Annotated in this window: 27 protein-coding genes; 17 read left to right on the forward strand and 10 right to left on the reverse strand. The window is 64.4% G+C overall.

Translation table 11 applies throughout. The features are described 5' to 3' along the window. Nucleotide 1: 1 nt before the first annotated feature. The 4 genes from QYC26_RS11425 to QYC26_RS11440 all read right to left on the reverse strand — a co-directional run bounded on the left by QYC26_RS11425 (nt 2) and on the right by QYC26_RS11440 (nt 3,196). Nucleotides 2-547, reverse strand: coding sequence for a thermonuclease family protein (locus tag QYC26_RS11425; protein ID WP_317512348.1), 546 nt, complete (start codon nt 545-547; stop codon nt 2-4). Nucleotides 548-558: 11 nt separating this feature from the next. Continuing rightward, nucleotides 559-1,308, reverse strand: coding sequence for a peptidase (locus tag QYC26_RS11430; RefSeq protein ID WP_317512349.1), 750 nt, complete (start codon nt 1,306-1,308; stop codon nt 559-561). A gap of 124 nt (nt 1,309-1,432) precedes the next feature. Further along, nucleotides 1,433-2,137 carry a response regulator transcription factor CtrA gene (ctrA, locus tag QYC26_RS11435; protein ID WP_317512350.1) on the reverse strand — a complete coding sequence of 235 codons (705 nt, stop codon included), beginning with the start codon at nt 2,135-2,137 and terminating at the stop codon, nt 1,433-1,435. Nucleotides 2,138-2,290: 153 nt separating this feature from the next. After that, entirely contained in the window at nt 2,291-3,196 is a 906-nt protein-coding gene (locus QYC26_RS11440; RefSeq protein ID WP_317512351.1) for a LysR family transcriptional regulator, read from the reverse strand. A 102-nt stretch (nt 3,197-3,298) separates the two neighbouring features. Between QYC26_RS11440 and QYC26_RS11445 the strand changes: the two genes are divergently transcribed. The 5 genes from QYC26_RS11445 to QYC26_RS11465 all read left to right on the forward strand — a co-directional run bounded on the left by QYC26_RS11445 (nt 3,299) and on the right by QYC26_RS11465 (nt 6,392). Beyond that, on the forward strand, nt 3,299-3,997 hold the full coding sequence (locus tag QYC26_RS11445; protein WP_317512352.1) for a pirin family protein: 699 nt from the start codon (nt 3,299-3,301) through the stop codon (nt 3,995-3,997). An 87-nt stretch (nt 3,998-4,084) separates the two neighbouring features. Continuing rightward, complete coding sequence (wrbA, locus tag QYC26_RS11450; RefSeq protein ID WP_317512353.1) at nt 4,085-4,684, forward strand: NAD(P)H:quinone oxidoreductase; 600 nt, start codon at nt 4,085-4,087, stop codon at nt 4,682-4,684. A 134-nt stretch (nt 4,685-4,818) separates the two neighbouring features. Further along, nucleotides 4,819-5,478 (forward strand): RNA pseudouridine synthase, encoded by a 660-nt coding sequence (locus QYC26_RS11455; RefSeq protein ID WP_317512354.1) that lies wholly within the window; start codon nt 4,819-4,821, stop codon nt 5,476-5,478. Then, the gene (gene arfB / locus QYC26_RS11460) at nt 5,465-5,881 is read left to right on the forward strand and encodes an alternative ribosome rescue aminoacyl-tRNA hydrolase ArfB (RefSeq protein WP_317512355.1); all 417 of its coding nucleotides are present in this window, start codon (nt 5,465-5,467) and stop codon (nt 5,879-5,881) included. The genes QYC26_RS11455 and arfB overlap by 14 nt, the downstream gene beginning before the upstream one ends. 22 nt (nt 5,882-5,903) lie before the next feature. Next, on the forward strand, nt 5,904-6,392 hold the full coding sequence (locus tag QYC26_RS11465; RefSeq protein ID WP_317512356.1) for a GAF domain-containing protein: 489 nt from the start codon (nt 5,904-5,906) through the stop codon (nt 6,390-6,392). 16 nt (nt 6,393-6,408) lie between these two features. On the opposite strand, the gene QYC26_RS11470 is transcribed toward QYC26_RS11465, so the two are convergent. Beyond that, nucleotides 6,409-6,864 (reverse strand): universal stress protein, encoded by a 456-nt coding sequence (locus QYC26_RS11470; protein WP_317512357.1) that lies wholly within the window; start codon nt 6,862-6,864, stop codon nt 6,409-6,411. A gap of 139 nt (nt 6,865-7,003) precedes the next feature. Between QYC26_RS11470 and QYC26_RS11475 the strand changes: the two genes are divergently transcribed. The 6 genes from QYC26_RS11475 (at nt 7,004) to QYC26_RS11500 (ending at nt 12,338) form a co-directional block, all read left to right on the forward strand. Continuing rightward, nucleotides 7,004-8,284: a pyruvate dehydrogenase complex dihydrolipoamide acetyltransferase gene (locus QYC26_RS11475; protein ID WP_317512358.1), complete on the forward strand. Its 1,281-nt coding sequence runs from the start codon at nt 7,004-7,006 to the stop codon at nt 8,282-8,284. 1 nt (nt 8,285) lies between these two features. Further along, the gene (locus QYC26_RS11480) at nt 8,286-8,498 is read left to right on the forward strand and encodes a hypothetical protein (RefSeq protein ID WP_317512359.1); all 213 of its coding nucleotides are present in this window, start codon (nt 8,286-8,288) and stop codon (nt 8,496-8,498) included. Between the two features lie 70 nt (nt 8,499-8,568). Further along, nucleotides 8,569-9,969: a dihydrolipoyl dehydrogenase gene (gene lpdA, locus QYC26_RS11485; RefSeq protein WP_317512360.1), complete on the forward strand. Its 1,401-nt coding sequence runs from the start codon at nt 8,569-8,571 to the stop codon at nt 9,967-9,969. A gap of 50 nt (nt 9,970-10,019) precedes the next feature. Continuing rightward, entirely contained in the window at nt 10,020-11,291 is a 1,272-nt protein-coding gene (locus QYC26_RS11490) for an amidohydrolase family protein (protein ID WP_317512361.1), read from the forward strand. A gap of 1 nt (nt 11,292) precedes the next feature. Continuing rightward, nucleotides 11,293-11,940 (forward strand): phosphatase PAP2 family protein, encoded by a 648-nt coding sequence (locus tag QYC26_RS11495; protein ID WP_317512362.1) that lies wholly within the window; start codon nt 11,293-11,295, stop codon nt 11,938-11,940. Nucleotides 11,941-12,092: 152 nt separating this feature from the next. Then, nucleotides 12,093-12,338, forward strand: a complete 246-nt coding sequence (locus QYC26_RS11500) for a hypothetical protein (RefSeq protein ID WP_317512363.1) — start codon at nt 12,093-12,095, stop codon at nt 12,336-12,338. 25 nt (nt 12,339-12,363) lie between these two features. Here the strand turns inward: QYC26_RS11500 and QYC26_RS11505 are convergent, their stop codons facing one another. From QYC26_RS11505 to QYC26_RS11525, 5 genes are all read right to left on the reverse strand, one after another. Next, nucleotides 12,364-12,990, reverse strand: a complete 627-nt coding sequence (locus tag QYC26_RS11505) for a LysE family translocator (RefSeq protein WP_317512364.1) — start codon at nt 12,988-12,990, stop codon at nt 12,364-12,366. Between the two features lie 126 nt (nt 12,991-13,116). Further along, nucleotides 13,117-14,262 (reverse strand): M23 family metallopeptidase, encoded by a 1,146-nt coding sequence (locus QYC26_RS11510; RefSeq protein WP_317512365.1) that lies wholly within the window; start codon nt 14,260-14,262, stop codon nt 13,117-13,119. A gap of 201 nt (nt 14,263-14,463) precedes the next feature. Then, nucleotides 14,464-14,871 carry an EVE domain-containing protein gene (locus QYC26_RS11515; RefSeq protein WP_317512366.1) on the reverse strand — a complete coding sequence of 136 codons (408 nt, stop codon included), beginning with the start codon at nt 14,869-14,871 and terminating at the stop codon, nt 14,464-14,466. A gap of 37 nt (nt 14,872-14,908) precedes the next feature. After that, a complete protein-coding gene (locus QYC26_RS11520; protein WP_317512367.1) occupies nt 14,909-16,144 on the reverse strand; it encodes a multidrug effflux MFS transporter in 1,236 nt (411 codons plus the stop codon). 57 nt (nt 16,145-16,201) lie between these two features. Beyond that, nucleotides 16,202-17,281 carry a DUF3667 domain-containing protein gene (locus QYC26_RS11525; RefSeq protein ID WP_317512368.1) on the reverse strand — a complete coding sequence of 360 codons (1,080 nt, stop codon included), beginning with the start codon at nt 17,279-17,281 and terminating at the stop codon, nt 16,202-16,204. A gap of 78 nt (nt 17,282-17,359) precedes the next feature. Between QYC26_RS11525 and QYC26_RS11530 the strand changes: the two genes are divergently transcribed. From QYC26_RS11530 to QYC26_RS11555, 6 genes are all read left to right on the forward strand, one after another. Next, entirely contained in the window at nt 17,360-18,625 is a 1,266-nt protein-coding gene (locus QYC26_RS11530; RefSeq protein WP_317512369.1) for a glutamate-5-semialdehyde dehydrogenase, read from the forward strand. 32 nt (nt 18,626-18,657) lie between these two features. After that, complete coding sequence (locus tag QYC26_RS11535; RefSeq protein ID WP_317512370.1) at nt 18,658-19,290, forward strand: nicotinate-nucleotide adenylyltransferase; 633 nt, start codon at nt 18,658-18,660, stop codon at nt 19,288-19,290. After that, nucleotides 19,271-19,693: a ribosome silencing factor gene (gene rsfS, locus QYC26_RS11540; protein ID WP_411197592.1), complete on the forward strand. Its 423-nt coding sequence runs from the start codon at nt 19,271-19,273 to the stop codon at nt 19,691-19,693. The genes QYC26_RS11535 and rsfS overlap by 20 nt, the downstream gene beginning before the upstream one ends. 72 nt (nt 19,694-19,765) lie before the next feature. Then, complete coding sequence (locus QYC26_RS11545) at nt 19,766-20,188, forward strand: 23S rRNA (pseudouridine(1915)-N(3))-methyltransferase RlmH (RefSeq protein ID WP_317512372.1); 423 nt, start codon at nt 19,766-19,768, stop codon at nt 20,186-20,188. A 40-nt stretch (nt 20,189-20,228) separates the two neighbouring features. Then, nucleotides 20,229-21,422 (forward strand): murein hydrolase activator EnvC family protein, encoded by a 1,194-nt coding sequence (locus tag QYC26_RS11550; protein ID WP_317512373.1) that lies wholly within the window; start codon nt 20,229-20,231, stop codon nt 21,420-21,422. A gap of 95 nt (nt 21,423-21,517) precedes the next feature. Then, complete coding sequence (locus tag QYC26_RS11555) at nt 21,518-22,849, forward strand: S41 family peptidase (RefSeq protein ID WP_317512374.1); 1,332 nt, start codon at nt 21,518-21,520, stop codon at nt 22,847-22,849. The last annotated feature ends 12 nt before the right edge of the window (nt 22,850-22,861 follow it).

A 22,861-nucleotide genomic window follows, 5' to 3' on the forward strand; every position in this document is an offset into this window, starting at 1 on the left:
GTCAGCGTGCCGCCCGCGCCTGTTTCTGTTCGCGGCGCCAATCCTCGGGCCGGGTGAAATCGCCCGCCCAGATGCCGCGGGCGGCGCTCCGTGCACGCACTTCATCGACACTATAGGGCGGGATTTTTTCACGACTGTAGGAAACGGCCATGCCCGCGCGCACCATGGCTGCGCCGATATCGGGCGTGCGCGCGGTGCGGCAGGTGGCGAGCGTGCGGCCATATTTGTCCGGCCCGCGATCGGCGCATTCGAGCGTCTCGGGATCGATCAGCCCGGCCAGATAGGTGCGGGCCTGCTGGCCACACGCCCATTCCCGTCCCTTGGCATCGGTGCAGGACTGTTTCGATTCGGGGGCGTCGATGCCGTGGAGGCGATAGCGCGTGCCATCGAGGCGAAAGCTGTCGCCGTCGCTGATACGCAGCGACGGATCGGATGCGCCAAGCGCCTGGAATTCGCGGGTGGGATCTGAAAAGCCGAACAGCGCGGCAAGGGCGACAAAGGCAAGGGCCGCCAGGCTGCCAAACAGCCGGCGAATTACGCGATACATACTGGAACAACTCAGATTTGGGAGAGGAAGGGAGGATCCGGAATGGCATCGAGAGCGTCCCGCAACAGGCCGCCCCACTGGATGGAAATCATGTTGAAATAGTCATCGTCACTTTCGATGCGGCGCCGCGTGACAGGGAGCACCGGGTCCTCGGGGATGACGATTAGGTCGATCGGCCGCCCGACCGCAAGGTTTGATCGCATCGTGCTGTCGAAGGACAGCAATCCGATCTTCACCGTCTCGCTGAGCGTGGTTTCATAATGGAGCGCGCGGTCGAGGATCGGCTTGCCATATTCCATCGATCCGATCTGCAGAAACGGCGTTTCGGAATGGCATTCGATGAAATTGCCCTGGCTGTAGATCATGTAGAGCTTGAGCGGTTCGTTGCCGATCCGGCCGCCGAGCAGGATCGAAACCCCCGTGCTGATCCCCTCGGCGCGCACCGTCGTGTCGATTTCGCGGCGCGCCGAATAGATCGCCTCGCCCACAAGCTGGGCGGCGCGGAACAGGGTGGGCATGTCGGATATCCGGCGGGGCATCGCGCCCTCCTCGCGCGGGGGAAGCCCTTCCTCGATCATCGTGATCGCCGACTGGGTGACCGAGAGATTGCCCGCCGTCATCGCGACGACGATGCGGTTGCGCGATTCGCTCAGCACGTGAAGCTTGCGATAGGTGGAGATGTTGTCGACGCCGGCATTGGTGAGCGTATCGGCCATCATCACCAGCCCGTCCTCGACGAGCATCCCGACACAATAGGTCATAGCGTCCCCATGGCTGGCAGGTGCCGTCCGATAACGAACGGATCGCCGATGGGTGCCCGCCGGGCATGAAAAAAGCCGGGAAGCGATTGCTTGCCCGGCTTTTTTGCCTGGGAACCGGGGTGGCTCAGGCCATTTCCAGCTCGACCGCCTCGTCTTCCGAATCGCGCAGCACATAGCCGCGACCCCAGACGGTCTCGATATAATTGTCGCCGCCACAAGCGAGGCTGAGCTTCTTGCGCAGCTTACAGATGAAGACGTCGATGATCTTGAGTTCGGGTTCGTCCATCCCGCCATAGAGGTGGTTGAGGAACATTTCCTTGGTGAGCGTGGTGCCCTTGCGCAGCGACAGCAGCTCGAGCATCGCATATTCCTTGCCGGTGAGGTGGACGCGGTTGCCATCCACTTCCACGGTCTTGGCATCGAGGTTGACCGCGAGCTTGCCGGTGCGGATGACCGACTGGCTGTGCCCCTTGGACCGGCGCACCACGGCATGGATGCGGGCAAGCAGTTCTTCGCGGTGGAAGGGCTTGGTCACGTAATCGTCGGCGCCGAAGCCGAACGAGCGCACCTTCGATTCCATCTCGTTTATGCCCGAAAGGATGAGCACCGGGGTCTGCACCCGCGCGGTGCGCAGCTTCTTCAGCACGTCATAGCCGTGCATGTCGGGCAGGTTCAGGTCGAGAAGGATGATGTCGTAATCATAGAGCTTGCCGAGGTCCAAGCCCTCTTCGCCCAGATCGGTGATATAGACATTGAAACCTTCCGCCATCAGCATGAGCTCGATGGCCTTGGCGGTTGTCGGCTCGTCTTCGATCAGCAGCACGCGCATTCGCAATCCCCTGTCGTTCAGGTCGCGTGCGTCCTTTTCTGCACAGCGGCCCAGCCCCCATTTTTCACTAACGAAGGTGTGAACGCAAAAGGTTAATTTGAAATTAATCGAAGTAAACGGCGAGAATGCGCGGGCGACTCGGCGAAATGCGCCTTAATCGGGGCATGTTTTGGTAAATCTTTTCGCCAGAAATTCGATCGCGAGGCGGACTCGGGCGGGTCGTGGACCGCTGGGCGGGGTGAGAATGTGGAGCGCGGCTGGGTCCATTTTCCAGTTTTCCATTACGGGTTCGAGCGCGCCGGAGGCGATGTCCTGATCGATGATGAAGCCGGGAAGGCGGGCCACGCCAAGCCCCGTACGCAGCGTGGGCAGCATCGCTTCGCCGCTGTTGCAGCTGAGCGGGCCGGTGATGCGGATCGCGGCTTCCTCGCCATCCGGCCCGCGAAAGCGCCAGACATCGGGTGTGCTCATATAGGCATAGCGGATACAGGCATGGCGGGCGAGTTCGGCGGGATGGCCGGGGCGGCCGTGGCGATCCCAATAGGCGGGCGCCGCGACGATATGCGAGGTAACCGCCCCCACGCGGCGCGCGCGCAGGCTGCTGTCGGGCATAGAGGCGATTCGCAGCGCGATGTCGAACCCCCCTTCGACGATATCGACCTTTTCGTCGCTGAGATGGAGATCGATCGAGATGCCGGGATGGTCGGCGAGGAAATCGGCAATCGCCGGGCCGACATGCATCAGCCCGAAGGTCATCGGCGCGGCGATGCGGACCAAGCCTTGCGGCGCGGCGGCTTCGTTGCGGGCAGCTTCTTCGGCGGCCTGCGCCTCGGCCAGGATGCGCGCGGCATGGGAGGAGAGCGCCCGTCCGCTTTCGGTGAGCGACAGGCGCCGCGAGGTGCGGTGGAACAGCGCGGTGCCCAGCGCCTGCTCAAGCCGGGTAACCGCCTTTGACACGGTGGCCTTGGACAGGCCGAGCGCCTCGGCGGCGGCGGTGAAGGAGCGATGCTCCACGACGGAGGCGAAGATGGCCCAGGCCTCAAAATCCGGAAGGCGCATTTTCTGAAACGATCCGTTTCAAAGGTTTCTATTTATTATCCGATCATGCGGCCTATCTTCACCTCAAGCAAGCAGGAACTTTCCTGCGACGGAGTTGAAGATATGGTCGACAAAAGGACATTCGAAAGCCTTGGCCATGCCGATCATGGCTGGCTGAACGCGCGCCATCATTTCTCGTTCGCGGACTATCATGATCCGGCCCGGATGGGCTGGGGTGCGATCCGCGTCTGGAACGACGACGAGATCGCCCCGAACAGCGGCTTCCCGCCGCACCCGCACCGCGACATGGAAATCATCACCTATGTCCGCACGGGCGCGATCACGCACCAGGACGATATGGGCAATGTCGGCCGCACCGAGGCGGGCGACGTCCAGGTGATGAGCGCCGGCACCGGTGTGCGCCATGCCGAATATAATCTGGAGGCCGATACGACGCGGATCTTCCAGATCTGGATCATGCCCGACAAGGCAGGCGGCGCCCCCAGCTGGGGCACCAAGCCCTTTCCCAAGGGCGACCGTTCGGGCCGTTTCGTGACGCTGGCCAGCGGCATGGACGGCGACGAAGGGGGCCTGCCGATCCGCGCCACCGCGCGGGTGATGGGCGCGACGCTGAAGGCCGGCGAAAGCGCAACCTATGCCGTGTCCGAAGGGCGCCATGCCTATCTGGTGGCGGCCGAAGGCCGGTTCGAGATGGATGGTCAGACCTTCGCCGCGCGGGACGGGGCGGCAATCCCCGGCGGCGCGACGGTGACGATCACCGCGATCGAGGACAGCGAACTGGTTCTGGTCGACGCCCGGTAAACGATCCCCCCGGCCGCCCGCATAACGCCCCGCTCCCTCATGGCGGGCGGCCACCCCCATTATTCTGCTCAAAAAGGAAGGCCCATCATGGCAAAAGTGCTTGTTCTTTATTACTCTACCTATGGCCATATCGAGACGATGGCGCACGCCATTGCCGAGGGCGCCCGCGCGACCGGCGCGACCGTCGATGTGAAGCGCGTTCCCGAAACCGTTCCCGAAGCGATCGCCCGCGCCAATCATTTCAAATATGATCAGGACGCGCCGATCGCGACCGTCGCCGATCTCGAGAATTACGATGCGATCATCGTCGGCACCGGCACGCGTTTCGGCCGGATCAGCTCGCAGATGGCGGCGTTCCTCGATCAGGCCGGCGGCCTGTGGGCACGCGGCGCGCTGAACGGCAAGGTCGGCGCGGCCTTCACCGCGACGGGCAGCCAACATGGCGGCCAGGAAACCACGCTGTTCTCGATCCTGACCAACCTGCTCCACTTCGGCATGACGATCGTCGGCCTCGACTATGGTTTTGCCGGGCAGATGGGCGTGGACGAGGTGAAGGGCGGCGCACCTTATGGCGCGACCACGCTTTCGGATGGCGATGGCAGCCGCATGCCGAGCGAGACCGAACTCGACGGTGCCCGCTATCTCGGCGCGCGCGTGGCCAACACTGCGGCCAAGCTGTTCGCCTGATCCGCTAACCCGATAGTGCCGGTTGCCCTGCGTATCCGGGCAACCACCAGGCGCAGGCGCGTTTCCAATCGACGCGCCTGCGCATTTGCCCCGATGCATTTGCTTTGTGGGCGCGACGGTGACATGGCGGTGCCATGCTGTCAGACCGTGTAATCTTCATCGATGGCGAGGCGATCATCCTCGACAAACCCGCTGGCCTTCCCGTGGATGCGCCGCGCGACGGCTCGTTGAGCCTGGAAAATCACCTTTCCACCCTCACTTTCGGGTTTCAGCGCTGGCCGCTGCCCGTCCACCGGCTGGACCGCGATACCAGCGGCTGCCTGTTGCTGGCGCGCAACCCCAAGGCGCATAAGCGCTTTGCCCAGGCATTCGAGCAGGGGCGCGTGGAAAAACTCTATCTTGCAGTGATCGAGGGTGTGACCGCCGAGGCCGAAGGGTTGATCGATCTGCCGCTGTTCAAGATCAGCTCGCGCGAGGAAGGCTGGCGGATGACCGTCGATCCGCGCGGCAAGGCGGCGCGCACGCATTGGAGCCGCGTGGCCGAGAAGGATGGCCGGACGTTGATCGCCTTCCGCCCCGAAACGGGCCGGACGCACCAGATCCGCGCGCATGCGCTGCACGGTCTGGGCGCGCCCATTGTCGGCGACTTCATCTATGGCTCGCGCGCGCAGACGGGCATGCTGCTGCACAGCTATCGCCTGTCGATCCCGCGCGATGGCAAGCCGCCGGTCGAGGCGGTGGCGCCGCTTCCCGAGCGGTTCGTCCAGGCCGGCTTCACCTATGGCGAAGGCTGACTATCCCCCCATTCCCGAAAGCGCGATCGTCGAGGAGAAATTCCTCGCGGCGACGGGGCCGGGCGGCCAGAATGTCAACAAGGTGGCCACCGCCTGCCAGTTGCGGGTGGATGCGTTCCGGCTGGGGCTGCCGCCCTATGCCTGGACCCGTTTCAAGGAACTGGCGGGCAGCCGCCTCACCGCAGCCGGCGAACTGGTGATCACCGCGCGCAACTATCGCACACAGGAAGCCAACCGTGCCGATGCGCGCGAGCGCGCCGCCGAACTGGTGGCCAAGGCGCGCGAACGGCAGGCCAAGCGCGTCAAGACCAAGCCCAGCCGCGCTGCCAAGGCGCGCCGGCTCGATACGAAATCGGCGCGCTCGGCGGTGAAAAAGGGGCGCGGCAAGGTCTCGTTCGACTGAACCCGAAGGATCGGAACTACCCATGTACACATTCGATATCGCGGCGGGTGAAGACAAGGCCGCGCTTTACCATGATCTTCTGGGCGCCCTCGGCGCGCTGACCGAGGGGGAGAGCGATGCGGTGGCCAATATGGCCAATGCGGCGGCGCTGATCTGGGAATATCTGCCCGATCTCAACTGGGCGGGGTTTTACCGCGTGGTCGGCGATGAACTGGTGCTTGGCCCGTTTCAGGGCAAGGCGGCATGCATCCGGATCGCGTTCGGCAAGGGTGTGTGCGGCACCGCCGCCGCCACGCGCGCCACGCAGCTGGTGCCCGATGTCCACGCCTTTCCCGGCCATATCGCCTGCGACGCAGCAAGCGAATCCGAACTGGTCGTGCCGATTGTTCATGATGGCCGGCTGATCGGCGTGCTCGATCTCGATAGCCCGAACAAGGGGCGCTTCGATGCCGAGGATGCCAAAGGCTGCGAAGCGCTGATGGCGCTGCTGGCCCCGCGCATCGCCGCCTGAACCGCGCGCGCGGCGGCTAGCTCAGCCGGTCGATCGCCTCGCCGCTGAGCGAGCCGGGGATGATCATGATGGGGCAGGGCAACTTGCCCGCATCGGCCCCGGTAAAGTGGCTGACGAGCGGCCCCGGCGCCCCCGTGGCTGCCGCGCCGAGCACGAGCGCAGCGATATGCGCGTTCTCGGCCAGCATCTGGCGAACGACGGGAATGGGTTCGCCCTGTTTCACCGTGATCGAGGGGCGGACGCCCGCTTCCTCGACTAGAGTGCCGGCGGCACCGGCGACCAGCGCTTCTGCGCGCAGCCGCGCCTCTTCTTCGATCGTCGCCTGAACGCCGCCCCACTGAACGAACTCTGACGGCGGGATAAGCGCCAGAATTTCTACCGTTCCGCCGGTTTTCGCGGCGCGTCGGGCGGCGAAACGAAGTGCGATTCCCGCCTCCTCCGTCTCGTCGATTACGACAAGATATGTGCGCATTTCAGGACCTATCGTTTATTGTGTAATAATGGTGCGCGAATAACGAAAAACACGCAAGTCTGCAGCCTTGACCCAAGGGACCAAAACGGCTGAGAGGTAGGGAAATAACTCTACGGAACAGGAAGGCTTCGTCCGCGTCATGCCGATCGAACTCAAGATGCCCGCTCTCTCGCCCACGATGGAGGAAGGCACGCTCGCAAAATGGCTGGTGAAAGAGGGGGATACCGTTTCTTCCGGTGACTTGCTGGCCGAGATCGAGACCGACAAGGCAACGATGGAATTCGAGGCCGTCGACGAAGGCGTGATCGCCAAGCTCATGGTGGCCGAGGGTACCGACGGCGTGAAAGTGGGCGAAGTGATCGCGATCATCGCCGAGGAAGGCGAAGATGTTTCGGCTGCGCCCGCGCCCAAGAAGCAAGCTGCGCCCGCCAAGGCCGAGGACAAGCCCGCCGTAACGGCCGAGGCACCGAAGCCCGCCGCCGCAGCGCCCGCCCCCGTCGCAAAGCCCGCCGACGATGGCAGCCGTGTCAAGGCGAGCCCGCTCGCGCGTCGCATCGCCGAGGCGCGCGGTGTCGATCTTTCGGGCGTCGCCGGATCGGGGCCCAATGGCCGCATCGTGAAGGCTGACGTGGAAGCCGCGACGCCGGGCGCCGCCAAGGCTGCCGCACCGGCGCCTGTGGCCGCCGCCGCACCGGTAGCAGCCCCTGCGCCCGTGGCCGCGATCGAGGGCATTCCGTCCGAAACGGTCAAGCTGTCGAACATGCGCAAGACGATTGCGAAGCGTCTGACCGAATCCAAGCAGCAGGTGCCGCATTTCTACCTGACGCTCGACTGCAACCTCGACGCGTTGCTCAAGCTGCGCACCGATCTCAACGCCGGTCTCGCTGCGCGCAACATCAAGCTTTCGGTCAACGACCTGCTGATCAAGGCACTGGGCGTTGCGCTGGAACAGGTGCCCGACGCGAATGTGAGCTATGCCGGCGACCAGCTGATCAAATATGCGCGCGCCGATGTCTCGATGGCGGTGGCGATCCCCGGCGGGCTCATCACCCCCGTGATCACCGATGCGGGCAGCAAGGCGGTGTCGAAGATCGCGACCGAGGCGAAGGACCTTGCCACCCGCGCGCGCGACGGCAAGCTGCAGCCACATGAATATCAGGGCGGTACCGCCTCGATCTCCAACCTCGGCATGTTCGGCATCAAGCAGTTCGACGCCGTGATCAATCCGCCCCAGGGCATGATCCTGGCGGTGGGCGCTGGCGAAAAGCGCCCCTATGTCGTCAATGACGCGCTGGCGATTGCCACCGTAATGACGGCAACCGGCAGCTTCGATCACCGCGCGATCGACGGCGCGGTCGGCGCGGAGCTGATGGCGGCGTTCAAGGCGCTCATCGAAAACCCGCTGGCGCTGGTCGCCTGAGATGACAGCGATCCGGGCAGTCATCATCGGCGGTCTCTCCGCACTGGGGCTGCCCACGATCCTGAAGAACCTCGATGGGCCGGTGGGTGACTTCCTTGCGCGGTCGTCCATCCATTTCCAGCTTTACGACACATGGCTTCGCTGGAGCTGGGCAGTGTTCGCGGCGGCGACGCTGTTTTCCTTCCTTGTGATGCTGGCGACGCGAAACCGGTGATCCGGCACGCCGCCGCATTCTTTCCATTCTCCCGTCCGGGCCCCGCCCGGGACCAATGAGGAGCAGAAAATTGGCTGACACTTACGACCTTATCGTCCTCGGTTCGGGCCCCGGCGGCTATGTGGCCGCGATCCGCGCCGCCCAGCTTGGCATGAAGACCGCGATCGTCGAGCGCGAACGCCTGGGTGGCATCTGCCTCAACTGGGGCTGCATCCCGACCAAGGCGCTGCTGCGTTCGTCGGAAATCTATCATTACATGACCCATGCCGGCGATTACGGGCTTGAGGCGGACGATATCGGTTTCGACCTGTCGAAGATCGTCAAGCGCAGCCGCAAGGTGGCCGACCAGCTGAACGGCGGAGTCAAGGGCCTGATGAAGAAGCACAAGATCGATGTGCACGAAGGCCTTGGCACGCTCATCGGCAAGGGCAAGCTGAAGGTGGAGAAGGACGGCGCGAAGACCGAACTGACCGCCAAGAACATCCTGATCGCAACCGGCGCGCGCGCACGCGATCTGCCCTTCGCCAAGACCGATGGCAAGAAGATCTGGACCTATCGCCACGCGATGGTGCCCGAGGAAATGCCGACCGATCTGCTGGTGATCGGTTCGGGCGCCATCGGCGTCGAATTCGCAAGCTTCTATTCGGACATGGGCGCCAAGGTGACCATCGTCGAAATGCTCGACCGGATCATGCCGGTGGAGGATGACGAGGTGAGCGCGTTCATGCAGAAGGCGCTGACCAAGCAGGGCATGACGATCCTGTCGGGCACCGGCGTGCAGAAGCTCGAAGCGACCGCCAAAGGCGTGACCGCCGAGATCAAGCACAAGGACGGCAAGGTCGAGGCGAAGGAATTCAGCCACGCCATCGTCGCCATCGGCATCGTCCCCAATGTCGAGAATATCGGGCTCGAGACGCTGGGCATCAAGCAGCTGCCCAACCGTCATATCGAAACCGACGGCTATGGCCGCACCAATGTGGACGGCATCTGGGCGATCGGCGACGTGACCGCAGGCCCCTGGCTGGCGCACAAGGCTATGCACGAGGCGGTTGTCACGATCGAGGCGATGGCCGGGCTGAAGGGCGTCCATGCGGTGGACAAGGGCAACATTCCGGGCTGCACCTATTCGCGCCCGCAGGTGGCGTCGGTTGGCATGACCGAAGCCAAGGCGAAGGAAGCCGGGTATAAGGTGAAGGTGGGCAAATTCCCGTTCATCGGCAATGGCAAGGCGATCGCGCTGGGCGAAGCCGAGGGCTTTATCAAGACCGTGTTCGACGAAGCGACCGGCGAATTGCTGGGCGCGCACATGGTGGGTGCCGAAGTGACCGAGCTGATCCAGGGCTATGTGATCGGCCGAACGCTGGAGACCACCGAGGCCGAACTGATGCAGACGACCTTCCCGCACCCGACGCTTTCGGAAATGATGCATGAAAGCGTTCTGGGCGCCTATGGGCGGCCGCTGCACATCTGATCCCGGGCCGCTTCGGCGGCGCGGATAATCGCTTGAGGGGGGAAGGGCGGATGAAGACGAAGCTGTTGCTGGGGGCGGCGATGCTGCTGGGGGCGTTCGCCGCCCCTGCGCAGGCCGAAACGGTGGTGATCACCGCCGATCGGATGATCGACGTGTTGGCCGGCCGTGTGGTGAACGATCCCGTGGTCGTCGTCACCGATGGCCGGATCGTCTCGGTGAACGGCGCGGGGGCGACCGCCGACGCCAGGCGCATCGATCTGCGTGGCAAGACCATCCTGCCCGGGCTGATCGACATGCACGTCCATCTCGACAGCAACCCCGTTTACGGCGGCTATACCAATCTGCAGTTTACCGATCAGTTCTGGACGGTGCAGGGTGTGGCCAATGCCCGCGCGATGCTCGATGCCGGGTTCACCACCGTCCGCAATGTCGGCTCTGAACATTATTCGGATGTCGCCTATAAGCAGGCGATCGACGAGGGGCTGATGATCGGGCCGCGCATCGTCCCCGCCGCGCACGCGCTGGGCGCCACCGGCGGGCATTGCGACAGCACCTATTTGCCGCCGTCGTTCAACGCCAAGGGCGTGGCCGTGGGCGATGGCCCGCAGGAACTGCGCGTGCGGGTGCGCGAGCAGCGCAAATATGGTGCCGAGGTGATCAAGGTCTGCGCGACGGGCGGCGTGTTTTCTCGCAATACCGAGCCGGGTCAGCAGCAATTGAGCGAGGAAGAACTGCGTGCCATCGCCGATGAGGCGCATCAATGGGGCCTGAAGGTTGCCGCACACGCGCACGGCGCGGCCGGCATCAAGGCGGCGATCCGCGCCGGGATCGATACGATCGAGCATGCCAGCCTGATCGACGATGAAGGCATACGCCTCGCCAAGGAACGCGGTGCGTGGCTGTCGATGGATATCTTCAACACCGAATATACCCAGGCCGAAGGCGCCAGGAACGGCGTGATGGAAGACAATCTGCGCAAGGACCGCGAGGTCGCCCAGATCCAGCGCGATAATTTCCGCAAGGCCGTGCAGGCGGGCGTGAAGATGCTGTTCGCCACCGATGCGGGCGTGATGCCGCACGGCACTGCGGCGGGCCAGTTCCGCGTCATGACCGAATATGGCATGACGCCGATGGCCGCGATCCAGTCTGCGACGCGCAGCGCTGCCGAGGCACTGGGCCGTGAAAAGGATGTCGGCGCGATCGCACCCGGCCGCTTCGCCGATATCGTCGCGGTCGACGGCGATCCGCTGACCAATATCCGTCTGCTCGAGAAAATTTCCGTCGTGATCAAGGGCGGCGAAGTGGTGAAGGCGGTCGACTGAGATGGATGCTGTCAACCGGCGGTTCCTGAAGATCGGGCTTGCCTGCTGGGCGGTGGCGGCCATCGTCATCGCGCTGGCGGCAAGCGGGATGACGCTTGGGCTCGACCGTGCGCTCCTGACCGGGCTGCGGCAGATAACCGGGGCGCTTCCCGAAGCCGCGAACGGCGTGATGCGCGGTATCAGCTGGCTGGGTGATGGCTGGCCACGCTCGCTCCTCGCCCTGGGCTTCATCCTGTTTCTGATGCTCAAGCGCATGCTGCGCCCGGCATCTTATATCCTCTACACCGCGCTCGGCATCGCTGCGCTCAACGCTTGGGCGCTGAAACCGCTGCTGGCGCGGGCGCGGCCCGATATCGTGCCCTATCTGGTGCAGGTGGATCAAAGCTTCAGCTTGCCCAGCGGGCATGCCGCGAACAGCGCGGCGGTCTACGGCGCGGTGGCGCTGATCGCGAGCGTGCTCTGGTGGCGCAAGCGGCAGCGCCGCGCGATCTGGGGTGCGGCGGGTGTGTTGGTGTTCCTGATCGGCTTGTCGCGCGTCTGGCTGGGGGTACATTGGCCAAGCGATGTGGTTGCCGGGTGGCTGGTCGGGGCCGGTTGGGCCTTCCTGCTGGCGGCGGCGTTGAAACCAGTTCTGGCGCGGCAGACCTGAGGCATTATGGATTGAGGGGCGGGTTTTCCCTTCACGCGATTTCGGAACCCTATTCCCACAGGGCTGTTCCCCTTGATGCACCGGTGTCTTCAGGCTGGTGCGTCAGGACGGAGAACAAAATGGTAGCACGATTATTACCGGGCCTTGCCGTGATGTCGTTGCTGGTGGCCGGTCCGGCACTGGCACAGAGCAACGCTGCGTCGCCATCGTCGCAATCTTCTGCAAAAAGCCTTTCGCTCAGCAATGCACCTGCCGTGCGCGCTGCGGCTGGAAGCGCGAAGAAAAGCAATGCGGCCGGTGGCAATTGGGGCTGGATCGTCGGCGGAATAGGCCTTGTTGCTGGCGTAACCTATGCGCTGGTCGAGGGCGATGACGACGACAAGCCGGCCAGTAATTAATCGCATTCTGCTGCGCGCATGTCCTTCAAGGACGCGCGCGCAGCAGCGCAAAGCCAAATCCCATGAAGATGATAGCCGTTAGCCGGTTGAACGCGCGGTTGAGGCCGGGCCGCGCCAAGAGCGGCGCGATACGGCGCCCGCCCAGCGCATAGACGCCGTACCAGAACATTTCGGTGGTGAGGAAGGTGACCACGAGGATCGCGAATTGCGGTGCCTCGGGTGCGGCGCGGTCGATGAATTGCGGCAGGAAGGCGCTGGCGAAAAGTAGCAGCTTCGGATTGCTCAGGCCGATGAACAGCCCGCCGCGAAAAAGCTGTGCGGGCGATAGCGTCGGGCCAAGCGTGTCCGTGCCGATATCGATGGGAGCATCATTTTCGCGCCACGCCTTGATGCCCAGATAGACGAGATAGGCGACGCCCAGATAACGCAGGATATCGAACAGCACCGGAAACGCGAGGAGCAGCGCGGTGAGCCCCGCGGCAGAGGCGGCCAGCACGATCATCATCGCGCTAAGGCATCCCGCCATCGCGGCGATGCTCCGGCGAAAGCCGAAATGAACGCTGCGCGTCATCACGTGCAGCATATTGGGGCCGGGCGTGCCGCAAAGCAGGAAGACGGCGGCAAAGAACAGCCACCAATTATGAAGCGTCATGACTTTGGCCTTGCGGCAGGAAGGGCAGGGGCATGCCGCCCGTCGCGGCACGCAGGCCTATCTTACTGTGCCCAGCAATCACCCTGCAATGGGGCGTCTTTCCAGCGGAGGACGCCGCAAGGGATTTTAGCTATGGGATTCGATGCTTTCGAAGCGGGCTTCGATGCGGTCCTGTGCTTCAAGAAGTTCGGCATTGGCCTCGAGAAACGGGCGCGGGTTCATCGCGCGGCCGTTGAGGCGCACTTCGAAATGGAGGTGCGGGCCGGTCGAGCGGCCGGTGCTGCCCATGCGTGCAATGTTCTGGCCGCGTTCGACTATCTGTCCAGGCTTCACGTTGAAGGCGGAAAGATGGCCGTAGCGCGTTTCGATGCCGTGGCCATGGTCGATCTTGACGAGATTGCCATAGCCCGATGCCTGCCCGGCAAAGGTGACGCGGCCTGCCGCCGAGGCCATGATCTGCTGGCCGGTGGGGCCGGCAATGTCCATGCCGGCATGCATGGCCGCGCGGCCGTTGAACGGGTCGGACCGATAGCCGAAGGTGCTGGTCAGCCGCATCGGCGCGGTGGGCGCGCCATTGGGAATGGCCAGCATGGCACGCTCCATCTGGTCAAGCCGCGTCAGCGACGCGGCCAACTGGGCGATATGCTTGCCGCCGCCCTGAACGGGGATGAAGGGGCCGCCCATGGCGGCGGGCGCCCGGCCGCGGGCAAAAACACGCGGGTTGATGCCATAGCCGCGCAACGCCTCTTCGGCTTCCTGCGTACGCAGCTTGGCCGCCGAGCTAAGCGTTTGGGTAAAGGCGATCTGGCGCTGCTCGATGCGGGCTAGCGGGTCGGCTTCGGGAATGGCGGGGCTGATCAACGCCGTCTTCTGCGTCTTGGGTGCCCGCGCGGCGGCGATCTCTTCCTTGCCGAAATAGCTTTCCATCATCTGGTCGAGCATATGCTGGCGCTGTTCGAGTTCGAACGCGACGCCGTTCACACTGTCTGTCCATGCCTTGGCGCGGTTCGCAGTCTTGCTGGCGGCGATCTGCTCGACATCGAGCGCGGCGCGGTCGCGCACCGTTTGCAGCTTGACGCCGATCATGAACGCGGTGAACGCCGCCCACAGCAAAAGCAGCAGCAAGGCGCCCGAAACCAGTTTCAGCTGGAGCCCGGTAGAAATGCGCAGGAAGCGCGTCTGCCCGCCCGAATGGACGTGAATCTCATGATCAGGGAAAAAGCGGGTGACGCGCGCGCTCAGCGCGTTCCAACCCGTTTGCAATCTGGACACTTGAAAAGACCCGTGAATTTTTATGTTGCGGCGCACATAACAGGCTTGACGCAATGTTGCGATTCGGACTCAGGGAATCTGGTGACGAGTCGTTCGAGTCGCGGGATGAATTGCGGCGTCGGATGGGAACAAAACCGGTTCCATCCGTTACATATGTGTTCCGTTGCCTGTGAATCCGCGATTCGGAATCCGGCTATCGATTCACAGTCCCGCCATCTCCATCAATACTGCCCAATGTGCGTCTGATACGGGGACGACGGACAGGCGCGATTGGCGGATCATCGCGATATCGGCGAGGCGGGGTTCGGCCTTGATCGCCTTGAGGCTGACGGGGCGGGGCAGGGCGCGGACCGGCCTTACGCGCACCGCGACCCAACGGCCGCTTTCATCGGTGCGGTCGGGTTCGGCCGGTGCCACGATCTCCATGATACCCACGGCTTCGAGGCCGATATTGCTGTGATAGAACAGCGCGAGGTCGCCGGGCTGCATCGCCTTGATATGGCCGGCGGCGGCGTTGTTGCGCACCCCGTCCCAATAGCCTTCGCCGTCGCGGACCAGATCGGCCCAGCCATAGGCATCGGGTTCGGATTTCATCAGCCAATATGCCATGCAAGCCTCCCTAAGCGCGGCCAAGGCGCATTCTGCCTTATTCCGGGCTGCGGTGGAACAGCTTGCCGCGTTCGACGATCAGCAGCACGCCGAGCGCGAGCAGACCGCACAGCGTGAAGCCGCCGTAAAGCGGCACGGTGGTGCCGTCGAAGCTCTGCCCGATCGCGACGCCGATGCCCGCGCCGAAAATGGTGGAGAAGGATCCCTGGAGCGAGCTGGCGGTGCCCGCGACATCGCCCAAATGCTCCATCGCAAGCGCGCCGAAATTCGAGGTGGCGAGCCCGAAGCACGCCATGATCGCCGCCTGCAGGATCATGAACGAGACGAGCGTTTCATGCCCGGCAAGCGAGATGACGAAATGGAGCACGCTGAACAGGATGAAGCCGATCAGTGCCCAATGGCCGATATAGCGCATCCCCCAGCGCACGACGAAACGCGAGTTGAAGAAGGATCCGAACGCCATGGTGCTGGCGACCGCGCCGAACACGACGACGAGCAGTTCCGGTTTGCCGAAGGTTTGCGAGACGACCTGCTGCACCGAATTGATGAAGCCGTAAAGCGCGCCGGTGAGCAGCGAAAGCGCAAGTGTATAGCCTGAAGACTGGCGATCGCGCACCACGCGGCCAAAGGCGGTGGCAATGCGGCGCGGGGTGATTGGCGCCCGGTTTTCGGGGGCGAGCGTTTCGGGCAGGCGCAGGGTCACCCAGATCAGCAGCGCCGCGCCGGCAATGGCGAGCACTGCGAAGATCCAGCGCCAGGGCGCAAACAGCAGCACCGCCTGGCCGACGGCGGGAGCAAGAATGGGCGCCGCCATGAAGATGATGAAGGCAAGGCTCATCACGCGCGCCATCTGGCGACCGGCATAGCGATCGCGCACGATGGAGGTGACGAGCACGCGCCCGCCCGCGGCCGATGCCCCCTGCAACGCACGCGCCAGCAGCAGCATTTCAAAGCTGGGGGCAAAGGCCGCCACGACCGCGAACACCGCATAGCCGCCGAGCGCGGCGATCAGCACGGGGCGCCGCCCGAACCGGTCCGACATCGTGCCGATGACGATCTGGGCGAGGCCGAAGCCGAGCATGAACGCCGAAATTACATATTGGCGGTGGTTTTCGAGCGTCACGCCGAGTGAGTCGCCGATCGCGGGCAGCGCCGGCAGCATTGCATCGATCCCCAGCGCGACGAGCGCCATCACCGAGGCGATGATGGCGACAAATTCGCGAAAGCCGGGGCGGAAGCCCTCGGTGGCGGATGCGGGTGCGGGCGTGCTCATGCGCTGGCCTTTGGCGGATAATTGTCGCCAGTTCCAGCGCAATCGCGAAACAGTCCGTTAGCCGACCAACCCCAATGCGATCAACAGCACAACGAAGAAGGAGATGGTGATGCCGGTGAAGGTGAGCAGGAAAAATGTCCGGACAAGTGCCTTGGCGGTGGTCTGTTCATAGGCCTGTTTCAGCTGCGCATAGATGTGCACGGGGGCAATGGTGCAAAAGGCGATGAACAACACGTCGGATCGGATACCCATCGCCCCAAGGACGATGCCAAGCGCCGACAGCAGCGTCATGAACGAAAGCGAATAGGTGACGAAGATCGTGTGATCGTAAAAGTGCCAGCGGCGCTGCCAGAAAAAGAGCAGCCAGACAAAGGGCACCGAGATCGGGATCAGCAGCCACGAAAATTTATAGGCGTTGGACTGCAGCTTGTAGAGCAGAAGATTGGGGTTCTCATTGGCCTTGGCGATCCCCTTGTCGAGGCGTTTCCAGCCGGTGTTGAATCCGTCGAGAAACTTGCCGCGATCGGCGACGACCGTGGGGCCACCCTCAAGGATCCGCTTGATGCCCGAGACATTGGCGCGTTCGCGGCGCAGTTCTCCGGTCTTTTCTCCCCGGCTTTCGGCGGCGGCGATCTTGGCGTCGAGGGCGGCGAGTTCCTTCTCGAAATCGCGCTTCTGGGTTTCAATCTCCTGCGCCGCCTCGCGCGCGACGCCTTCATTCACCCCGGTCGAGGTTTCGAGGTGGCTGCCCAGAAGCGAGATGATCCCGAACATCAGGAAGATCGAGAAGAGGAACAACGCCATTGGCGATACGAAGCGCGCGCGTTCGCCCAGGATATAGCGCCGGGTGAGCTTGCCGGGGTTGAAGGCGAGCAACGGCAGCGTGCGCCAGATCTTGCCTTCGAAATGGAGCACGCCGTGCGCAATGTCGTGCCAGATCGCGCCGAGCGACCGGTGGATATGCTCGGGCTGGCCGCAGACATGGCAATAGGCGCCGACAAGCGCGGCGCCGCAATTCAGGCACGTGCCGCCATGGCCGTGATCCTGACCCTTGTGCTCGCCGGCCTGCGGTTCGACCGCGCGGCCCACGAGCGCGCCGGTCACGATATCGCCGGCACCCCCTAATTCCCCTGTCATGACGATGTTTTAGCAAGGCTGCCAAAGCGTGTGGAGGGGCTATTTCGACGCGGGCGATATCGTGCTAGCGGGGGCGGCATGATGGAACAGGGCATGGATTGCGGATCGCTGATCCGCCAGATGGGGGAAGCGGCACGCGCGGCGGCGCGCGTGCTTGCAACGGTTTCGAACGAACAAAAGGCCGAGGCGCTGCGCGCCGGCGCGGCCGCGATCCGTGCGGATATGCCAGCCATTTTGGAGGCGAACCGCAAGGATATGGATCGCGGTGCCGCCAACGGGCTGAGCCCGGCGATGCTTGACCGGCTGAGCCTGGACTCCGCACGGCTGGAATCGATCGCTTCCGGGGTCGAGGCCGTAGCGGCGCTCCCCGATCCGGTCGGCCGCATGATCGACGAGACGGTGCGCCCCAACGGCCTGGTGCTCCAGCGCGTGCGCGTGCCTTTGGGCGTGATCGGCATCATTTATGAAAGCCGCCCCAATGTGACCGCCGATGCCGGTGCGCTCTGCCTGAAATCGGGCAATGCCGCGATCCTGCGGGGCGGTTCCGAGGCGATCGAGAGCAGCCGCGCGATCCATGCCGCGCTGGTCCGCGGCATCGTGGCGGCGGGCCTGCCCGAACATGCGATCCAGCTTGTGCCGGTGACCGACCGGGCGGCGGTGGGCGAAATGCTCCGCGCCACGGGGCTCATCGACATCATCGTGCCGCGCGGGGGCAAGTCGCTCGTCGCGCGCGTGCAGGATGAAGCGCGTGTGCCCGTGCTCGCGCATCTCGACGGCATCAACCATGTCTATGTCGATGTCGCCGCCGATCCCGCCAAGGCGGTGGCGGTGACGGTGAACGCCAAGATGCGCCGCACCGGCATTTGCGGATCGATGGAAACGCTCCTGATCGACCGTGCCTATGCTGCGCCGGCGGCGATCATCGACGCGCTGATCGGGGCGGGGTGCACGGTGCGCGGCGATGCGGGTGCGCAGGCGCTCGACGGCCGGGTCGACCCCGCGAGCGCCGAGGATTGGGATACCGAATATCTCGACGCGATCGCTTCGGTTGCGATCGTCGATGGGGTGGACGGCGCGATGGCGCATATCGCGCGCCACGGTTCGCACCATACCGATGCGATCCTGACCGAGGATCAGGCAACCGCCGAACGCTTCATGCGCGAAGTCGACAGCGCGATCGTGGTTCATAACGCCTCGACGCAGTTCGCCGATGGCGGCGAATTCGGGCTGGGGGCGGAGATCGGGATTTCGACCGGGCGGATGCATGCGCGCGGTCCCGTCGCGCTCGAAGGGCTGACGACCTATAAATGGCTGGTGCGCGGCACCGGGCAGTTGCGCCCGTGACGCCGCGCCCGGCGGACTGAGCGCGAGCAGCCATGGCGCGGATCGGCTTGCTGGGCGGATCGTTCAATCCGGCCCATCGCGGCCATCGCAACATCAGCCTGTTCGCGGTGGACGCGCTCGGGCTGGATGCGGTGTGGTGGCTCGTCTCGCCCGGCAACCCGCTGAAGGATGGTGCGCGCGACATGGCGCCGCTGCCTGCGCGGCTGGGGTCGGCGCGGGCCATGGCGCGGCGCAGCCGGATCGTCGCCACCGACATCGAGGCCCGGCTGGGGACGCGCTATACGGCGGATACGCTGGTGGCACTGCGCCGAAAATATCCCCAGCATGATTTCATCTGGCTGATGGGGGCGGACAATCTGGGCCAGTTTCACCGCTGGCGCGACTGGCGAAAAATCGCCCGCACAGTTCCGATTGCCGTAATCGCGCGTCCGGGTTATGATAACGTTGCCCGCGCAAGTCTTGCGATGGCTTGGTTCAGGCGTTTCGTCCGCCGTCCGGACCAAGGAAAGAATTGGACGACATGGAGTTTGCCGGCGCTCGTGCTGTTGCGCTTTCGCCCCGATCCAACCTCCGCAACCCGTCTGCGACAGGCAGACCCCCATTGGCATGAAACCCATGGCCGCGCGGCAACGCGCGGGCGCTGGGATGCAGCGCCCATACCCTGAAGGAGTAACCTTGCCAGCCACCGTTCCCTCTCCGCAAGCGCCTGCAGACGCCGACAGCGTCGAAGCGCTTCATCAACTCGTGCTTTCGTCGCTTGAGGACGATCAGGCGGTAGAGACCGTATCCATCCCGCTCGCGGGCAAGAGCAGCATTGCCGATCATATGGTGATCTCCAGCGGCCGTTCGTCGCGACAGGTTGCCTCGATGGCGCAAAAGCTGGTCGAAAAGATCAAGGCGCAGTTCCACCGCACCGCGCGCGTGGAAGGCCTGCCCAATGCCGATTGGGTGCTGATCGATGCCGGCGACGTGATCATCCATCTGTTCCGTCCGGAAGTGCGCAGCTTCTACAATCTGGAACGGATGTGGAATTTCGGCGACGCCCCCGCGCCCATCGCCGAGAATTGATGATCCCGACCCGTTTCACCGGCCGCGCGGGTGCGGCCGGCTATCCTGCGCCCTGACGGAATGGCCTGATCCATGCTGCTGCACATCGTTGCGCGCGGCCGGATCGGTCGCGGCCCCGAAGCCGAACTGATCGACCGATATGTGAAGCGACTAAACTGGCCGTTCAAGATGACAGAGCTGCCCGATACGGGCGGCAAGGTGCCACCGGCCGAGCCGGGCACGGTCAAGGTTTTCCTCGATGAAAAGGGCGAGCAGCTGGGATCGATGCAGTTCGCGCGCAAGCTTGAGGCGTGGCGCGATCAGGGGCGGCGCGAAGTGCGCTTTATGATCGGCGCGGCCGATGGCTTCGACGACGCCCAGCGCGCCGAGGCCGATCTGCTGATCGCGTTCGGCAAGGCCACCTGGCCGCATCTTCTGGCGCGCGCGATGCTGGCCGAGCAATTGTGGCGCGCGACATCGATCCTCGCCAACCATCCGTATCACCGCGAAGGCTGACCGGCATGGGCGCGGGCGCAACAATGGGGGCCGGCACCGCATGAAGCGGCTGGCGCTCATTGGCGGGCTGATCGTGATCGCGGCGGGCCTCGGCTTTTCGACGCTGCCTGCGGCGACCACGCTGAAGGACGAGCAGCGCGCGCTGATCAACGCCAAGCGCGATGCGCTGCTGGCCAGCCAGCGCGCGCGCCAGTTCGAACATGATGCCTCTTTCGAGCGTGACGAGGCTGAGCGCACGCGCACGCTGGCGGCGGCGGTTGCCGCGCGCATCCAGCAGGCGGAGGCGGATATCGCCGCGTCGGAAGCGCGGATCGCTATTCTCGGCCGGCTGCAATCCGCGCAGCGCGCCAAGCTTGCGGAAGGGCAGGGGCCGATCGTCCGGCTTGTCGCCGCGCTCCAGACCATGGCGCACCGGCCGCAGATGCTGACGCTCGCGCAACCGGGCACGGTCAGCGATGCGGTGCATGTTCGCGCGCTGCTATCGACGGTGATGCCGGTGGTGGCCGAGCGCACGTCGGGTTTGCGCGATGAGGTGATGCGCGGCCGCAAGCTGCGCGAAAGCGCCGATGTTGCCGCGGCCGCGCTAAAACAGGGCCGCGAAAAGCTGCAGGCAGAGCGGTTGGCGCTGGCCGGACTCGAGCGGCAGCATCAGGCGCGCTCCCGCCAGTTTGCCGACAGCGCGATGCTGGAGACCGACCGCGCCGTGGCGCTGGGCGAGCGCGCGCGCGATATCGCCGATCTGGTCGACAAGCTGGGCACGCAGTCGGTGCTGCGCGACCGGCTGGCCGCGCTGCCGGGGCCGCTGCTCCGCCCCCATGCGCCGGGGACGAGCAAGGCGCTGCCCGTTGACCGGCAGACGCCGCAAAAGAAGCTGCCCGCCTACCGCCTGCCCGTGATGGGTGAGGTGGTGACCGGCATGGGCGAGGTATCGGCCTCGGGCGCGCGCTCCAAGGGGCTGACGATCGCCACCGCGCGGCGTGCGCAGGTGGTGGCGCCGACGCGCGGGCGCATTGCCTTTGCCGGGCCTTATCGTGGGTTCGGCCGGATCGTGATCATCGACCATGGCGGCAGCATGACGACGCTCATCACCGGAATGGCCGAACTCAGCGTATCGGTGGGCGAAGACGTGTCGCAGGGCAGCCCGATCGGACGCGCGGGCACCGATCGGCCCGAAGTGACGGTGGAATTGCGCCGCGAGGGCGAACCCGTCGACATCACCCCCTATGTGATATGAGCGGAAGACCAGCCACCTAATGTTTCACGCCCGCTAAAAAGCCTGTATGATGATCCCAAAGTTCTGGGATCCCCCCTCGAGGAAGCGTTTATCCGATGCCCAACCCCATGATCCGCGCTGCACTTGCCGTCTCTGCCATCGCCCTTGTCCCTGTCGCCACAGCCGGAATGGCGGCGGTTGACGCCAAGACTTGGCGGGAGCTTGACCAGTTCATCGCGGTGTTCGAGCGCGTGCGCGCCGATTATGTCGAGAAGGTGGACGACGAAAAGCTGATCAAGGGCGCGATCAACGGCATGCTCGCCAGCCTCGATCCGCACAGTTCCTATCTCGACGCGCATGATTTCGACAATCTGCGGACGCAGACCGATGGCTCCTATGGCGGGCTTGGCCTCACCGTCTCGATGGAGGACGGCGCGGTGAAGGTGATCGCGCCGACCGAGGATTCGCCCGCATTCCGCGCAGGCATCAAGGCGGGTGACTATATTACCCATCTTAACGGTACGCTGCTCTATGGCGGCACGCTCGACGAGGCCGTTGAACAGATGCGCGGGCCCGCGGGCACCTCGATCAAGCTGACGATCGTCCGCCCCGGTCGCGACAAGCCCTTCGACGTTTCGGTGACGCGTCAGGTGATCGAGATCAAGCCCGTGAAATGGGAAGTGAAGGGCAAGGTTGGCGTCATCAACATCAACAGCTTCTCGAAAACCACCACGGACAATGTGAAGGCGGCCTTTGTCGGGATCGAAAAGGCGCTGGGCGGCAAGCCAGAGGGCTATGTGCTCGATCTGCGCTCGAACCCCGGTGGGCTGCTCGATCAGGCGGTCGATGTGTCCGACCTGTTCCTCGAACGCGGCGAGATCGTTTCGCAGCGCGGCCGCAATCCGCGCGATATCGAACGCTTCTATGCCCGCCCCGGCGACATGGCAAAGGGGCTTCCGGTGGTGGTTCTGGTTGATTCGGGTTCGGCTTCGGCGGCTGAGATCGTGGCCGGTGCGATTCAGGATCAGCACCGCGGGGTGGTGATGGGCGAACGCTCGTTCGGCAAGGGATCGGTGCAGACGCTGCTGCCGCTCACCGACACGAGCGCGCTGCGCCTGACGACTGCGCGTTATTACACGCCCTCGGGCCGCTCGGTGCAGGAAGGCGGGATCGAGCCCGATCTGCTGGTGCCGCAGATTTCCGACCCCGATTACAAGACGCGCCCGCGTTTCCGCGAAGCCGATCTGAAGCGCCACCTGATCAACGAGGCCAAGGTCGACAACAGCGTGCTGGAAGAAGACAGCAAGACCGATCCGCGCTTCTCGATGAGCATCGAGGAATTGAAGAAGAAGGGGATCGAGGACTTCCAGCTTTATTATGCGGTCGATTCGATCGCGCGGCTCGGCAAGCCATTGGCAATTGCCGGGCGCACCGAAGCCAAGCGCTGACCGGCTGCAAAG

Origin of the sequence: Sphingomonas sp. C3-2 (genome assembly GCF_033025475.1) — a bacterium.
GTDB lineage: Bacteria > Pseudomonadota > Alphaproteobacteria > Sphingomonadales > Sphingomonadaceae > Sphingobium_A.